This window comes from Candidatus Thermoplasmatota archaeon (genome assembly GCA_022848865.1).
Taxonomy (GTDB): Archaea; Thermoplasmatota; Thermoplasmata; order RBG-16-68-12; family JAGMCJ01; genus JAGMCJ01.
Window position 1 is genome coordinate 48,670 of record JAJISE010000001.1, and the last position, 15,838, is coordinate 64,507.

The following is a 15,838-nucleotide window of genomic DNA, read 5'->3' on the forward strand; positions in this document are numbered from 1 at the left end:
TTCCAAAAAAGGGGGAGGCCGCCCAACGAGGCGTCGAGGAGGGGCGTCTTTTTGCCCACACGCGCGCTCCAACTCGGCGCGGACACGGCCTCTTGGGGTTTGGAGGAAGGTGGAAAAATGCGAGAGTACGCGAAGAGAACTCTAGCTCTAGCCTGCGCTTCTATGATGATTGTATCCCTGCTCCCGGCAGCTCTTGCGGGCGGTGGTGCCCACATCTGGCTGAACGCTGATCCTGGAGAGAGAGCGAAAGGTGGAGGATGGAAAGCTGGTGGATGGGTCACCCATTGTGATTTTGGCCCAGACGTTGTGTGCACATTTGAGATGATTGTCGAGAACAGAGGAAATGATGATCTCACCGACCTGAGAATCGCCATTGCCATTCACAACTGGACGACATCGGACGACTTTGTGAGCATCGACATTGAGGGTGAAACCTCATACCTCCCTGACTTCGGGAACACGGAGTTCAATCCGTTTGATGAGGACTGGGGAGGGAAGCATCATGTATACTCAGGAGACGAAGCAATCTGGGACATATACTTCTACGAGCCTGAGGTACTTCCTGGCAAGACCACGGTAAGACTCGACACGACAGTAACGCTGGGCCCGGACCCGGATGATTACTTCGAGATCCACTTCGACGCGTTCGACCCGATTGCCGACTACAAGACCCCGAACGGTCATGATCTGACATTCATTTCCTCGGCAATGATACCCGAGGATGAGGAGCCGCCAATACCGGATATCGTCATAACCCCTGAGACAATCTACGAGGGCGATCTGGTCACTCTTGACGGGTCCGGTTCGTCCGACCCTGACGGCACGATAGTCAGCTACGAATGGGACCTTGACGTGTTTGTCGACAGTGATGGTGATGGCATCTATGACAATGATGTCGATGCGACTGGCCCGATCGTGACATTCATCTGGTACGATGACTACTACACCGAAGTGAAACTCACCGTGACGGATGATGATGGCCTGACAGGGACGGCCTTTGGCTACGTGGAGGTACTGAATGTGGACCCGACCCCGACGATAGAAGGGGCGTACATCGAGGTCACGCTCTTCTTGAGAGTCGCTGGAGAGAAGTGGCACAACGTGGAGCTAACTCTCTACGAGAACTACGACAAGGAGACCGGCCAGTACGATGACATAGCCGCCTACATCGAGGTAGAGAGGTGGCCTGGGGACCCGTCGCTCAATCCGAGCTCTGGGGATCAGGGCATCACGATCCGCCTAGATGCGGCTGACTCCGTCAACTACACTGCGGTGGTCACATACGATCCGTACGAGGACCTCGCCGACGCGATAATGGGCGATCAGCCCATCAACGGACAGCTGTGGGGAGCCAATCCCATCTGGATAATCCTGGACTACGCGGAGGGTGGACAGTGCAAAATCCACCACACCTTCAACGTGCAGCAGTCCATCGAGCGGGACAGCGAGCACTTCATTCACGTGGAGCCCTGGATTGTCGACATAAACATCGGGGCACTCGTGGGTGCGCCTTTGACCTTCGTCGGGTCAGCAACGGACCCGGGTAGCGATGACCTGACATTCACGTGGGATTGGGGAGACGGCAGCAACGTCACGACCACGACCTACTACTACGATCCCTCCAGAGTGCCGCCTAACGATCCAGATCCGAGCCCGTACGAGCCCTACTTCGGAGGAACTACTCCGCCACTCAGTGTCCAGGACACTCAGACTCATATCTACAGCTCACCTGGAACTTACGTCGTGACCCTCACTGTAACCGATGATGATGGGGGAACGACAACCGTAACGACCACGCTTACGGTCGGGGAAGGAAATATCTGTCCCAAGGGGGGAGGAGGGGGAGGCAGAGGCGCCAACCAGGGGGAGTTGGCCCTGCTTCAGATCACAGCTTGGGAATACAACATCGACAGCGGGACTGTAGGTTCCGATGATGTTGTTACCTTCCCCGACGGCACTTCGATGACGGCCTCGGAAGCGCTAGACCATCTGATGGACCTGTACGATAATGGCGAGTACGCGACTGCGACGGAGATAGCTGACCACCTGAACAACGAGTACGGGTACAGCATTGGCTACTGGGGACTCGTTCCAGGGCGAAAGTAGGCCTGACCTCTAGCTGTTAGTGGCCATTCAGGAAACGAATATATAGTGCAATCCATGGTCTTGGTCACATGAAGAACCGCGTTGCCATCACCATCATGGCAATCCTCGTTACAAGTACGCTCGCCGGCGTGAACGTGAGAGCAGCTGTTACTGTGAACGACGTCGTGACCGTCGTCTCAGATTATGTGAACGAATCCAAGGTCGTGGCGGGTGCGCTGCTGAACTTCACGGGATCCCCGCCAGATGCGCTCTTGGATGTGGATTTCCAGTGGTACGACCCTGGCGGTTCGCTCGTCTATACAGTGGCATCCGATCCTGACGATGGCGGACTCGCAAGAAGCAATTACACCGTTAACCAGACGGGGACATGGTGGGTCAACGCGAGCTATACGCAACCTCCTGATGTGTTCTACCACAATGTGTCCTTCGAGGTCGTTGACGACCACTGGAACTCTTCCGCGAGGGTCATCAAGCGGGATTTGGTCGTCGGTGCTAACGCGACGCTCACCATCGATCCGGGAGCGACTATCGCGTTTGACAATGGAACCAGGCTCTCTGTTGCAGGAACCTTGGTTGCTCAGGGCTCGTGGAACCAGATGATAGCCTTCACCTCGAACTCCTCGGCGCCCCAGAAGGGGGACTGGGAAGGCGTGTACTTCGACACGGGCAGTGAATCGTCAGCATTCAACTACGCGAGGATCGAGTACACGGAAAACGGTGCATACATCCGGAACACGAACGTTACAATCCAGAACAGCACTTTCATGAACAACACTCACGGGATACGACTGGAAGCCTCAACTTCGCTTGTCTACAACAACACGCTGGAGAACAACACATATGGACTGCGGTCCTTTGCTTCGCAGCCCGTCCTGATCTCGAACACCGCCATCAACAACGTAGCTGGATACTACTCCTATGGCAGCGGCCTCTTGATCAGCAGGATGAATGTCGCCCGGGGAAACGAGCAGGTGGGCTTCCACCTGGATTTCACCAATGTTCAGTCCCAAGGTGATGTCTCGGAAGGCAGCATTGTTGGCCTGAGACTCGGAGTTTCGTCTGGCACCATCGAAGGTGCAAACATATCGGGTGTGGATGATGGCGTGTACGCCTACGAAGGTGACGCGACTTTCTACAACTCGACGATTAGTGGGGGGTTGAGGGACTTCTTCCTCGAGTCGGGTTCTGCTCTGGTCGTGGTCAACTCCACTTTTGGCGGGAAGGTCTCCGCGGGATCTGGTTGTCCAGTCTGTCATCTTCTCGTTAGGAACTACTTGACCGTCCACACCATCGAGCACCAGACGTCGGATCCAGTCGAGAATGTCACCGTTGAGATTACAGACAACGGTGTATCCGTTTTCTCCAACGTCACCGACGTCCAGGGATACTTGCAAGACATCACGGTTGCCCACGAGACCTACGAAGACGGTGTGAGAGTGCACAATACCACGATGGTGACGGTTACTCACCCCACTCTGTTCTTCGCGTACCACAACAGGAGCGTCGACATGAGCCTCTCACATACGGAGGTCTTTGAGGGAGATACCCTGGACACTGACGGAGACGGTGAGCCAGACTTCAGCGATCTGGATGATGACGGTGATGGGTTGTCCGATGAGATGGAGAATGGACTCGGGACGAATCCGCTGTCCAACGACACCGATGAGGACACTATGCCCGACGGCTGGGAGCACTCGAATTCTCTTGATCCCTTGGATCCCTCCGATGCCGATGAAGATCTGGATGGGGATGGATTCTCCAACCTCGTCGAGTATCAGAACGAGACCGACCCCGACGATCCGCACAGCCATCCGCCCGTGGAAGATGAAGGAGATGACAAGTGGTTCGACTACGTCCTGTATGCGGCGATAGCGCTCATGGTGGTTGCGGCCCTCGTGGTTGTGCTCCTGCTCGTCAGGCGCAGGAAGAAGGAAGAACCACCGGTCGAGTAGTTATAGCCGGGAATGCGTTGGTGGGTCGTGCTTGTCAGAGTGATCAGGCCCCACGGCGAGACATTCGATTACGAACAGGAACTGGTCGAGGACCGAGGGGACCTTGTCATAACGCGGTTCGACTTCGTCGATTTCAGAAGGCCGTTGATCATACACGGTCAGGAAGTCGTGGCAGAGGGCTATCGTGCCCTGTTGTTCGAGTTCTTCCACCCTCCACTTGAGATCATCGTAGTCACAGACAAGGATGGGAACCTCACGGGCTACTTCTGCAACGTGAACACTGAGCCTTCTCGCGTCGAGGGAGGGTATGAGATCGTCGATCTGTACCTCGACGTGTTTGTCCTGCCTGACATGCGGTACGAGGTTCTTGATGAGGACGAGTTTCAAGAGGCTATCGAGAAGGGTTGGATAACTGAGGAGCAGGTGTCGCTGGCAAGGGAGACCGTCGCCCGAGTAATCAAGGATGTCGAGACGGGGCGCTTCCCGCCAAGAATCGTGCAGGAGTTCCGGGCCTAGATCTCGATGAAATCGCGGTCGGCCGTCGTAAGAGACTCGCAGCCACCCTTCGTTACGACGATATCGTCTTCGATCCTAACGCCACCATATCCGCGAACGTATATCCCTGGTTCGACTGTGAAGACCATGCCCTTCTCGAGCTTGAAGTCCGAGAACGGACCAAGACCCATCCCATCATGGACAGACAGCCCGATGCTGTGACCGAGCCCGTGGGTGAACTTGCCTCTGAATCTCGTCTTGTCTATCATCCTCGCCGCTGCGTTGTGCACCGTTGACGCCTTCACACCTGGCCGTATTCTCCTCATGGCGCTTCTCTGGGTCTTCAGGACGATCTCGTACATCTCCTTCTGCTTCTTCTTCGCCTTTCCCAGGACGTAGGTCCTGGTCAGATCCGAGACGTATTTCTTGTAGCGGGCGCCGAAATCGAAGAGGACGAAGTCCCGCTTCTGAAGCGTCCTGTCCGCCGCCGTGTAGTGCGCCTCCGCCGAGTTCGGCCCCGAGGCGGGTATAGTCTCGAACGCGGGTTCAGACGCTCCCTTCTTCTGCATCAGGAAGTTTATCCTCGCCGAAAGTTCGTACTCCTTCACTCCGACGTCTATGTAGGGAATAATCTCCTTGGCGACCTCGGATGAGATCTTGCACGCCCTCCTTATTGTCGCGATCTCCTTCCTGTCCTTCACGACCCTGGCTTTCATCACGGCTTCGGATACGTCAATGAGCTCCGCTTTGGGGGCGAGCTTCTTGAGAAGCAGGTAGTTCCGATACGTGAGCTCTGGCGGGTTCACTCCGATTCTCTTGCAGCCTCGAAGCGAGGACTTGAACATCTTCTCCCTCTCCTGGATGCTCTTGAATATCCTCACTGGGAAATCCGCCCTTCTCGCACTCTCCTGCTCAAGGAGCGATGTCACCAATCTCAGCGATTTGTCTGGATAAGTGAAAACGGCGCTGCCCTCGAAGAGGCCTGATGTGAACCCAGTAACATAGAAGAACGTCATGTCGTGCAACGGCTCGGTTCCGTTCATGAACACAATGCAGTCGATGCCCTTCCCGGCATTTCGGAATATCTTCCCCACTCTCGATTTCATCATAGTCGGTAATATCTCATAGCCTAAATCATATTTGCTAGTAAGTGTTCATCCCTAGCTGACGATGGCAAGAAGAAGAAAGAAGGGTCTCGAGCGGAGAATCGCGCGGGAGAGGATTCTGATCCTGTTCCAGCAGGCCGAGAAGGAGTCCCTCCGGGGCAACTTGAGGAGGTCGAACAGGTACGTCCAGCTGGCCAGGCGCATCGGCATGAGGTACAACACGCCCTTCCCTTCGGCCCTGAAGAGAAGGTTCTGCCGGAAATGTGGCTCCTTCCTGCTCCCGTCCGAGAACAGCAGGGTGCGGCTCCGGAGTTCAAGGATAACGATAACGTGCGGAGAATGTGGCCATATAATGAGGATGCCCTATCTGAGAGAGAAGTCTAGTAGGCGGTAGTCATATCGATTTTTCCCGCCCGCCTGGCGAGGTAGTCGCCCAGTCTGAAAATGAGTATTGACAGGAAGTAGAAGAATAGGGCTGAAACCGCCAGCAGCGCAACCAGCCAGAAGTTCTCGATGCCCTGGAGCCCTGTGCCTTCCAGCTGCTGTGCGGGGAGCAGGGCCTTTCTCATCGCTTCCAGCCAGTATGTCACTGGAATGGCATATCCGAGGGATTGGCCCCACGCGGGGAGTTGAGTTATGGGGAAAACGACGCCGCAGAAGACGTAGAATAGACCCGCGATGCCTTCGTTGATTCCCCCACTGTGCTTGGCGGTCAGGAAGGTTATCCCCGCCAGAGCGATACCGATAGAGACCAAACATGCCATGCCCACAGTCAAGCAGAGGATAAGAAGGCCCCAGTCCATCGTGAACGCGTCCACGGGAATGCCCAGGACAAAGACACCGAAGAGCAGTGTGACCACGACAGCTATCGTCGCGATGAGAATCTTGCTTCCCGCTCGACCTATGATGTAGTAGTAGAAGCTGATCGGTGAAATGTATATCAACTTCAGAGTCTGGAAGTGCTCCCTGTCCTCGTGGATGACCCAGGTCACACCGAAGAGCACCTGCCCTACATAGATGAAGAAAGCGTTGCCCAGGAATATGAAAGCGAATGCATCTCTTTGAGCAGCGACCCCGCCGAGTATGACGATGTACATGAAGACAAGGATCAAGGCACCAGAGACAGGCTTCGCTACAGAGTAAACCAAGAACAGGAACGGATCGGTCCAGTTGGCTTCCATCTGCCAGCCGAGCCATCCGGCCCCAAGAAGGGTCCTGAGGTTCTCCTTCATTGCCATCTCATCGTCAACCTCCCGGTCTTTCGGCCCAAGTTCTCCATGAAGCGGAGAGAGTGTCTAGCAAGGAAAAGGAAGAGAACGGACAGAACCGCAAGTGCGACCAGCTCCACTTCCACAGGAAGGAAGCCGTGGATGTCGGCGGTTTCGGTGAACATGAGCTGCCTGAGAGCGTCAAGCCCGAGTGTGATGGGAATGATGGATGCGGACAACGCGACAATGGATCCCAGGTACCTCACAGGGAAGTAGAACCCCGAGACGAGGTAGATGGGCTCGGTGAGAAGACTGGACATGTGCCAAGCTTCTCTTCCGTAGATCATGTAGAGCGATGCGAAGAGCATCCCCATCCCGTACAGAGCTATCAGAGTGAGGAGGAACACGAGAACCAAGTATATCGGCGGGCCGAGGGAGAAGGTCACTCCGAATATGAGCACACCTATGACTATCGTGGAGACCGCCCGCACGGTAGTGTAGAACATCCCGCCGACCGCCATGCCTCCGAGAACCGCCATCCTCGACATCGGAGCGATCATATAGAGCTGAAGGTTGCCTATCTCCTTCTCCCAGTAGAACTGAGCTGCCATGCTCCACAGGACGTTCATCCAGTAGGCTGTCATAGCACCTCCGAGGATGACATAGCCGACGAACTGACCGATGTATTCCTTCTGTGGCCCTTGAGCAAGGCTGCCGAGATATTGATAGACGAAGACGTAAGCAGCGACGGTGAGCAGTGGCAGGATCGTATCGAAGAATATCCAGCTGAGTTCCCGGGTGCCTCCAACTACCCTTGGGTACGCTCGGCCCTTCAGGGCCCTCAGGTTGAGCAGCACGTAGTCCTTCATGCCAGCCCCCTGCCCACGAGAGAGACGAAAACATCCTCGAGCGTGGGCTCTCTCTTTTCAAGCGAGTGGATTTTGGCGCCCTGTTCCACGATCCTGGAGACGATGTCGGCAACCGCGGATTCGTCCTGTACTATGAAGGTGAGCAACGTCCTGTTCATCTGACCGTCGTGCTTGTAGGTGAAGTTCTGGATGCCTTCGATTCCTTTGAGCTTGTCAGGATCCCTAAGGTAATCCGTCTCGAACGAGAGTGATGAGGCCTTGCTGACCGTCTTCTTCAGATTCCGAGGCGTGTCGCACGCCACTATTCCGCCCTCGTCTATGATCGCTAGCCTGTCGCAGAGCTCATCCGCCTCCATCATGTAATGGGTCGTGAGGAGAACCGTCCTTCCGCTCACCTCCCTCACCCAGTTGCTGATGAACTTCCTGATTATCCGACTCGCGTTCACATCAAGCCCTAGAGTGGGCTCATCGAGGAAGATTATGCTCGGGTCCGTCATGAATCCCCTAATTACGTTCGCCTTCTGCCTCTCGCCCGTCGAGAGCGTCCTGACCTTCGCGTTCCTCTTGTCCCAGATCCCGAAGGCCTCCAACATCTCATCTATCCGTTTCTTGGCCTCCTTGGAGGGGATTCCGTAGAACTGGGAGAACATCCACAGGTTCTCACGGGTCGTGAGCAGTCCGTAGCCAGATGTTTCCCCGCCAGAGACCATGTTGATGATCCTTCTAATCGGATACGGGTCCTTCTCAACGTCGTTCCCGGCGACATATGCCTTTCCAGAAGTGGGAAGAAGAAGCGTGCAGAGGATCTTTATCAGTGTTGTTTTTCCTGCGCCGTTGGGACCTAGGAGACCGAAGAGCTCGCCCTCTTTGATGCGCAGGTTCACGTCCTTCAGCGCTGTGACGTCCGGCTCCGCTCCCTTGCTCCCGCTACGCCTCCTCCTCCTCCGCTTCTTCACGCGGAAGATCCTCGTCAGATCCTTCGTCTCGACAGCGTAGTTCATCTCTCGCCACCACGTTGAGATGCCCACCTCGTTCATACTTCGGGGGCTATAAGCCTAACGGCAGGGGGTTGATGAAGGTAGGACGCTTGCCATGGGGTCTTCCCCGGCAAGCCAAAAAAAACTTGCCAGGAATCAGGCCTCGTAGTGCTTCCTGAATGTTGTGAGGTATCCCGCGATTCTGTTTCTCAATTTTAACGTGGTCACGTCCGTCAACTCCTGGACTTTCTTCTTGTTGTGCTCGAAGTCATCGGTGAACTCTTCCGGATATCTCTTGATGAGTTCCACGGCAATCCTCTTGATGTACGTCGGTCTTATGTTACCCAAGCGTTTCACTCCAAGGTGATTTCATCTCGGCGTTCGACTTTCAATGTGGCCATCACTAATAAATGTTGCCCTGACTGTTCTGCCTTCGGTGTCACTTCCAGGAACGTCGAGGAATCCGGGATTCTCTCTAGTTCGATCCCTCAGAGGCCATTCCATACAGGTTCTCACTGCGGAAGATTCAAATACAGAATCTGTTTACGCCACTTCTGAAAGGGGACAGAAGATGGAAGAATCGCTCTGTAATGTCGAGTTCCTCAAGGACGCATCCACGTATCTGGCCCGTGTTCAAAGCGAGCTGGGAGGAGTGAGAGAGTACAGGAGTCCCACTTTCGAAGAGGTTTTGGAGCAGGTCATAATCGACTTGCAGGAAGAGTTCGAGGGCGCGGTCTAGACGAGCTTCCCGTCCTTCATAATCGTTTCTTCAGAGTCGTCAGGATGAATCGCGGTTATCGTCGGGTACCAGACCAGCCCGTCGAGATGTGTGAAAGACTTCACGTCCTCGTCGTAGTTGGATCCGATGGCAATGTGGCACGTCCCGTAGACCTTCTCGTCCTCCAGCATGTTGCCAACGATCTCGGCCTTCTTGTTCAGCCCTATCCCGAGCTCGCCGAGACACCTGGCTCCTTTGACGTATTCCTCAGATTTCTCTTTCGTCATAGAACCCTTTTCCGCCATCTCGAGTGCGGTCTCCTTGCTTATGTTCAGCGTGTTCTCCAAGGCCGTGGCCTCGGTCCCGCCCTTGATCTTCGTGACCGAGTTGCTCTCGACCTTCACCTTGATTGGATCGCGGATTATGATCACGCCCTTGTGGGCGGATATGCTTCCGTCGTAGACGATGGTTCCTTCTGAGGACTCCAGCTCGGGTGATATGTAGACCTCGCCTGCGGGGAGGTTCCCGCCCGTGCCTGGCTTCGTGAAGTCTCCGTCATCCAAGTGGGTAGTCCTGCCCTTCAGTCCGATCCTCACGTCCGTTCCGGCCTTGGCGGTAATGTGAACGGCATCGGCCTTGTCCAGGATTCCCTTCAACTTCCGGGCGTTGCTCCTGAGCTCCCCGTAATCTATCGGAACCGTCTCGATGAACATCTTGGCTGTGATGCTAGGGGACCAGAACGACCTCAGCTTCTTCGTCTTCCAGAGGTACGTGAAGATGTGATCGAACTCCTTCCCGCCCTCGCTGATGGGGTCCTTCAACCTGAACCTGTCCTTTCCGAGTTTGTGGCGGCTAATCGATATGAAAACGTCTGGATTCGATTCGATCGCTCTAATCACGGCGTCCTCGGCGAAATCCACCTGCGTCTTGGGCTCCTGAAAGACCAGCGACGTCTTCCCGCCAGAGTCGACCGACGCGTTGAAGACCACTTCGGATATCCTCCGAACATCGTCATCTGGATTCGAGACGATGAGAACGTTCTCCCCCTCCTTCACAGCTATGACGTCCTCAATCGCCACTTTCGCGGCCCGCTTGAGGTCTTCGTCGTAGGCGATGGATTCCATGAATTTCGACATCAGACTCCTCCCTGGTCACAGGACCTGAAAGAGAAAAGGATCCGAGAATAAGAACTTGGCGGGAGCCGCGGAAGGCTCAGTCTGAGACCCTGCCCTTCCGCTCGAACTGCTTCTCATAGAGATTCTTGAGCGTGGAGAACGTATCCACGTCCTCAGGAGACTTGTCCTCTCTGATGCGCTTTATCCTCGCGAAGCGGAGGGCGAATCCCGAGTTGTAGTGAGGGCTCTTCTGGATCTCGTTGTATGCTACCTCGACAACGGTCTCGGGGCGGACAAGGACCGTATGTCCCTCTTCAGATGTCTTCAGCGAAAGGAGGCGGTCCGTCATCCACTGGAACTCCTCGTCCGTCAGCCCCTTGAACGTCTTCCCGATCATCTCGAACCCGCCCGTCTCCTCATTCCTCACGGCGAGATGGTAGTTGCTCAGCCAGCCCTCCCTTCGTCCGTAGCCCCACTCGGCTGCAACTATGACGAGGTCGAGCATCTCCGCGGGCTTGACCTTGAACCACCTCTTGCCCCTGTGACCAGGGCGATAGGGGCTGTCCAGGGCCTTTGCCATCAGGCCTTCATGTCCCGCCTCAAGCGCCCTTTCCAGGAACTCGGCGGCTTCCCTGGGCTTAGATGAAACGATGCGTTCCGCAAGATAGTCTGGCGCGAGTTCGGACAGCTTACGCCACCTCGATTCATATGGCTCGTCAATCAACATCTCCCCATCGACATACAGAACGTCGAAGAGGTAGAGCTTGAGCGGCATCTGCTTCCTCATTTCATCCACATCGTGCACCCGCCTGAACCTCCTCATCAGGTCCTGGAATGGCAGCGGCTTCCCTTCGCTGTCCACGGCGACGACCTCACCGTCCAAGAGGAACTCCTTCGCGGGGAGGTCGAGAGCGATCTCCCGCACCTCAGGGAGCGATGCCGTCACGTCCGTTAGTCGGCGGGTGAATATTCCGACCTCGTCCCCCTTGCGGTGTATCTGGATTCTTGCACCGTCGTACTTGAACTCCAGCGCGGTTCCCGCCGAATGCTCCTCGAAGACGCCCTCGAGGTTCTCCGCCAACTCACCGAGCATGGGCTTGACGGGTTTCAGGAGGCTCAGTCCGAACCTCTCGAGTCCCGAGGGGCCCGCGGTGAGCGCGACCTGAGCTACGCTACCGATGTCACCGCTCAACATATGAGCCCGCCTGACGAGGTTGACGTCCGCGCAGGATGCGTCGGCGATCGCCTCGAGCATGATGCCCTCACTCACGCCGTGCCTCATCTCTTGGAACAGCTCCCTCAGGATCATCTCCCGCTCGTCGTCACTTGCCCGACCGAGCAGGGCCTTCATCAGGTTCGTCCTTCGGCTAATGGAGTCCCTGCCAGAGACCTTGGCAATCTCATCGAACGACCTCTGGACATCCAGAATGCTGAGAGGCTTCTCGAAAAGTGTGGCCTGCTTCCCCGGACCGAGGGCCTTCCTGACGGTCCTCCATCCTACATGAAGGGCTTTTGACTCCGTCTCCGGAAAGATCCTGCCTATGACTAGCAGTACCGCAGGAGAGATCTCATCGGGGTTGACTCCCTGGAGGAACTGCCCCAAGACCCTCCTCTTCTCCAACCTCTTGGTCGTGGACTCAAGAGCCTTGCACACCTGAACGAGCTCGGAGAAAGGGGTCTCCATCGGTCTTGATACGGCTTGTGGGTTTAAAAACAGTAACCTCGAAACAGGAGGGGAATCGAGAGCGGGAATCTACTTCTGGCAGAGGGGATGCTCCTCAAGAAACCTCGACATCGCTCGCGAGAAGGCCTTCTCGCTGTGGCCTAGATGAGCCGCGTGGCCCGCCCCCTCGAGAACGATGAGTTCTGATCCCTCCACCAGCTCGTGCATCTTCTCGAACTCCCAGATGCGGATGTGCTCGTCTCCGTCGCCTATCAGGAAAACGACAGGACAGCGGACCTCACCGAGCCTGTTGTCGTAGAAGTCGTCCGTCGAGCGATTGAACGCCAGCCACCGCTCAGCCCAGATCCGCAGAAGCGTCTTCCAGTACGGGTCGCCGTGCAGTCTCAAGAAAGACCTTGTCTCTCGCTCGGTCAGATCGTCCGGTCTCAGGAATCTCTCGAACAGGGCATTCGTCTCCTTGACCGGACAGTAATGCCCTGCCTCCGCCACGATGGCCGAAACGAGGTCGGGTCGCCTGAGAGCGAGGTTGAGGGCAATGACCGTGCCATCGCTCCATCCCCAGAAGGTGGTCTTCTCGACCCCCAGCATGTCCATGAACTCGATAAGATCGTCCACCTGCTTCAGGAAGAACGGCTCGGGGAAACTCTCGACGTGTGTCGACCTTCCATAGCCGATCCTGTCCGGGAGAATGAACCTGTACCTGGCGGACATGAGCGGGATGTACTTCCTGAAGTCCCCCATGCCCGTCCCGAGACCTGCGTGCAGAGCGATCAGTGGATGGCCCTCCCCGTGCGCTGTGTAGTAGATGTCCCCGGAGCTGATTCGGATGAGAGGCATCAGGTCCCCTCGAGGAAATCGACAACGCTCCGGACGAAATCGTCATTCTCCTCGATGAGGGGCCAGTGCCCGCTGTCCTCGAACACCATCAGCTTCGATTCCGGGATCGCGTCGTCCATTACCTGGGAGAACTTAGGCGGGCAAATGGAATCGTGCCTACCCGCCAGAATCAGAACGGGACAAGATATCTTCGGGAGATCGTCGAGGACGTCGTACTTCCGCAGGTCAACTTGCTGATGATATCTAAGGTGGTCGGGGGACATCTTGGAGGCCGAGAGGAGCTCCTCGAACTCCCCTCTGAAGGGTTCGTAGTCCTTGAAGTAAACGGAGAACATGAGGATGAGGTTCCGTCTCATCAGCTCTTCCTTCGTCATCTTCTCGTTCCCGGGGCTCGCCATCTCCTTGTGGATGCTGGCAATCCTCTTGTCCGTCCTGAGGAGGTCGTCGAACTCCGCCTCGTACCGAGTGTCCGCCGCGGTTGCGATCAGAACGAGGGCACTGACGTTCTCCGGCCTTCTGATGGCATACTTGAGTGCGGAGAACCCGCCCGCCGAATGGCCCATGACCGCAATCTTCTCGAATCCCAGGTGCTTCCTCAGCCGTTCCATGTCCGACACGGTGGAATCCATGGAGAAGTCGGATGGTGACGTGATCTTGGATGACTCGCCGATCCCCCTTGGGTTGAGGTACACCATCGTGAGCTTCTTCTCCAGGCCCGTGAGGTAGTGGGCCCACAGCGTGTAGTCGATTCCCCAGCCGATAGGAGCGAGAAGGCACGGAGGTCCGCTGCCTCTGACCTCGTACTCGATTGCCCGATCATGAATCCTCGCCACGCTGGAACCCATCAAGTCACCTTTCTAGCGGGAGGAGAGATGAACCTCCCCTGAATGAATCTTTTTATATTCGGCATTTCTTATCTTTGTGTGCCAATGTCCAGGATATCCAGGAACCACTACTACATGAACATCGCTGTGGACGTCTCCAAGAGAAGCACATGCACGCGCCACAAGATCGGCGCGATAGTTGTGACCGGGGACGAGATAGAGAGCAGCGGGTACAACGGGAACCCGAGGGGGCTCCCACACTGTGATGAGGTCGGCTGCATAAGGGACCAGGAGAACATACCCTCTGGACAGAGGATGGAGGTCTGCACTGGCGTCCACGCGGAGATGAACGCCCTCCTTCAGGCGGGAAAGGGCGCGAAGGGCGGGACGCTGTATTCCACGATTGTCCCGTGCAATACTTGCGCCAAGATGATCATCAACGCGGGAATCAAGCGGGTCGTCTACCTGGAGGACTACCCTGAGAGCATGGGGAGGGATTTGCTCACGCAGGCGGGAGTGGAGGTTGACAGGGTCGAGCTTCCAGATGACTAGCTCTGGTGGGCCTTTTTTCTCATAATCAGTTATGCTTAGGGAGAACGTGAGGGCCGCGATATCCAAGAGCTCCTCTTCTCGACTATGAAGTCCAGCCTGTCCACTGCAACGAGGTCACCATATCTCCGGACAAGGCCTCTTGCTTCGACGACGTAGTCCGCCATCCCGCCATAAATAGGTGATTTCTAATTAAAGTCTAATCCATGATAGGGGAACACAGATTTCTTCACATCCCCAACGAGCGCCCGCACGTCCGCAGCGACCTCTGTCTCCTCCAGCTCATCGTGGAGTTTGTCTGAAGGAATCTCTCCGGCCAGCTTCTTGCACTGTGACTTCCAGCCTTCGGGGACCTCGTCAGGGAGCTCTATCTCGGCCATCTTACTGAAGACTATCGTCCATATCCTGGGCACTACGGCCGGGTCGTAGCCTCCACCTCCCACTCCGACCCACTTGCCATCGCAGATCTCGTGGGCGAGGTCATGGATGGTTCCCGCAATCCATTCGTACGTCCTCGTGCCAATCATGAGATGCGTCAAGGGATCCGACTGATGGGCGTCAGTTCCCAACTGGGTGAGTATCAGATCGGGTTTGAAGGATTCCAGGAGAGGCGGGACAATCTCATTGAAGGCGAAGATGTAGGACGAGTCCCTCGTGTAGGTTGGGAGCGGGACGTTCACGGAGAACCCCTTGCCGTCGCCAGTCCCGACCTCGTTCTCGAAGCCAGTACCAGGGAAAAGGTACCTACCGCTCTCGTGGAGGGATATCGTCAGAACTTCAGGGCTATCGTAGAAGAGCGCCTGAACGCCATCACCGTGATGGGCGTCTATGTCCACGTAGGCGGCCCTCTTCACCTTGCCCTCGACGAGAAGCTTCTTAATCGCGATCGCAGGGTCGTTGAAAACGCAGAACCCGGATGCTCTCGACCGCGAGGCGTGGTGAAGCCCACCCGCCGGCGTGAAGGCGTGATTGACCTGTCCGTTCGTGACTATGTCCGTGGCGTGTATCGCCGCACCGGTGTGCACCGCACTGGCGTAGTACATGTCCTCGAAGATCGGGTTGTCCCCGGAGCCCAGACCGAACAGAAAAGCGCCTTGCTTGGACTTCCCATCGCTGACGTTCCTGACCATCTCAACATAGTCCTTGCTGTGGATCAGTTGGATCTGCTCTGAAGTCGCGACCTCGGGTTCCGAGACCATGACCTCTTCTCTGTCGAGTATCCCCAGCTCCTTCATCAGTTCGTAGGTGAGCTTGATCCTGATTTGGTTCATCGGATGAAAGGGTCCAAAATCGTATTTCATGAACTCCTCGGAGTACACGAATCCCGTCTTTGCAGTCACTTGATTTCCCCCCTGGAGGGTTTGGAAAGCGATTGGGTGGACGATATTTAACCATTGG

16 protein-coding genes are annotated in these 15,838 nt (G+C 56.0%); 6 read left to right on the forward strand and 10 right to left on the reverse strand.

Annotation, left to right across the window (positions count from 1 at the left end; genetic code table 11):
* Positions 1-117: 117 nt before the first annotated feature.
* The 3 genes from LN415_00275 to LN415_00285 all read left to right on the forward strand — a co-directional run bounded on the left by LN415_00275 (position 118) and on the right by LN415_00285 (position 4,574).
* Positions 118-2,106, forward strand: a complete 1,989-nt coding sequence (locus tag LN415_00275) for a PKD domain-containing protein (protein MCJ2555535.1) — start codon at positions 118-120, stop codon at positions 2,104-2,106.
* A gap of 68 nt (positions 2,107-2,174) precedes the next feature.
* Positions 2,175-4,058, forward strand: coding sequence for a hypothetical protein (locus LN415_00280; GenBank protein ID MCJ2555536.1), 1,884 nt, complete (start codon positions 2,175-2,177; stop codon positions 4,056-4,058).
* 27 nt (positions 4,059-4,085) lie between these two features.
* Positions 4,086-4,574, forward strand: a complete 489-nt coding sequence (locus tag LN415_00285) for a DUF402 domain-containing protein (protein ID MCJ2555537.1) — start codon at positions 4,086-4,088, stop codon at positions 4,572-4,574.
* On the opposite strand, the gene LN415_00290 is transcribed toward LN415_00285, so the two are convergent.
* Positions 4,571-5,647: a Xaa-Pro peptidase family protein gene (locus tag LN415_00290; GenBank protein ID MCJ2555538.1), complete on the reverse strand. Its 1,077-nt coding sequence runs from the start codon at positions 5,645-5,647 to the stop codon at positions 4,571-4,573. The genes LN415_00285 and LN415_00290 overlap by 4 nt on opposite strands.
* 76 nt (positions 5,648-5,723) lie before the next feature.
* Here LN415_00290 and LN415_00295 point away from each other — a divergent pair, with 76 nt between their 5' ends.
* Positions 5,724-6,053, forward strand: a complete 330-nt coding sequence (locus tag LN415_00295; GenBank protein ID MCJ2555539.1) for a ribonuclease P — start codon at positions 5,724-5,726, stop codon at positions 6,051-6,053.
* Here LN415_00295 and LN415_00300 read toward each other — a convergent pair.
* The 4 genes from LN415_00300 to LN415_00315 all read right to left on the reverse strand — a co-directional run bounded on the left by LN415_00300 (position 6,040) and on the right by LN415_00315 (position 9,061).
* Positions 6,040-6,897, reverse strand: coding sequence for an ABC transporter permease (locus tag LN415_00300; GenBank protein ID MCJ2555540.1), 858 nt, complete (start codon positions 6,895-6,897; stop codon positions 6,040-6,042). The genes LN415_00295 and LN415_00300 overlap by 14 nt on opposite strands.
* On the reverse strand, positions 6,888-7,736 hold the full coding sequence (locus LN415_00305) for an ABC transporter permease (protein ID MCJ2555541.1): 849 nt from the start codon (positions 7,734-7,736) through the stop codon (positions 6,888-6,890). Before LN415_00305 ends, LN415_00300 begins: the two co-directional genes overlap by 10 nt.
* On the reverse strand, positions 7,733-8,737 hold the full coding sequence (locus tag LN415_00310) for an ABC transporter ATP-binding protein (GenBank protein MCJ2555542.1): 1,005 nt from the start codon (positions 8,735-8,737) through the stop codon (positions 7,733-7,735). The genes LN415_00305 and LN415_00310 overlap by 4 nt, the downstream gene beginning before the upstream one ends.
* A gap of 132 nt (positions 8,738-8,869) precedes the next feature.
* Positions 8,870-9,061 carry a 30S ribosomal protein S17e gene (locus tag LN415_00315; protein MCJ2555543.1) on the reverse strand — a complete coding sequence of 64 codons (192 nt, stop codon included), beginning with the start codon at positions 9,059-9,061 and terminating at the stop codon, positions 8,870-8,872.
* Between the two features lie 223 nt (positions 9,062-9,284).
* On the opposite strand from LN415_00315, the gene LN415_00320 reads away from it, so the two are divergent.
* Positions 9,285-9,452 (forward strand): hypothetical protein, encoded by a 168-nt coding sequence (locus tag LN415_00320; protein ID MCJ2555544.1) that lies wholly within the window; start codon positions 9,285-9,287, stop codon positions 9,450-9,452.
* On the opposite strand, the gene LN415_00325 is transcribed toward LN415_00320, so the two are convergent.
* From LN415_00325 to LN415_00340, 4 genes are all read right to left on the reverse strand, one after another.
* A complete protein-coding gene (locus LN415_00325) occupies positions 9,449-10,567 on the reverse strand; it encodes an aminopeptidase (protein ID MCJ2555545.1) in 1,119 nt (372 codons plus the stop codon). The two genes, LN415_00320 and LN415_00325, sit on opposite strands and share 4 nt — an antisense overlap.
* 76 nt (positions 10,568-10,643) lie before the next feature.
* Complete coding sequence (locus LN415_00330; protein MCJ2555546.1) at positions 10,644-12,230, reverse strand: ATP-dependent DNA ligase; 1,587 nt, start codon at positions 12,228-12,230, stop codon at positions 10,644-10,646.
* 69 nt (positions 12,231-12,299) lie between these two features.
* Complete coding sequence (locus tag LN415_00335) at positions 12,300-13,067, reverse strand: alpha/beta hydrolase (protein MCJ2555547.1); 768 nt, start codon at positions 13,065-13,067, stop codon at positions 12,300-12,302.
* Entirely contained in the window at positions 13,067-13,912 is an 846-nt protein-coding gene (locus LN415_00340) for an alpha/beta hydrolase (protein MCJ2555548.1), read from the reverse strand. Before LN415_00340 ends, LN415_00335 begins: the two co-directional genes overlap by 1 nt.
* Before the next feature lie 84 nt (positions 13,913-13,996).
* Here LN415_00340 and LN415_00345 point away from each other — a divergent pair, with 84 nt between their 5' ends.
* Positions 13,997-14,443 carry a cytidine/deoxycytidylate deaminase family protein gene (locus LN415_00345; GenBank protein ID MCJ2555549.1) on the forward strand — a complete coding sequence of 149 codons (447 nt, stop codon included), beginning with the start codon at positions 13,997-13,999 and terminating at the stop codon, positions 14,441-14,443.
* Between the two features lie 185 nt (positions 14,444-14,628).
* On the opposite strand, the gene LN415_00350 is transcribed toward LN415_00345, so the two are convergent.
* Positions 14,629-15,780 (reverse strand): acetoin utilization protein AcuC, encoded by a 1,152-nt coding sequence (locus LN415_00350; protein ID MCJ2555550.1) that lies wholly within the window; start codon positions 15,778-15,780, stop codon positions 14,629-14,631.
* Positions 15,781-15,838: the final 58 nt, after the last annotated feature.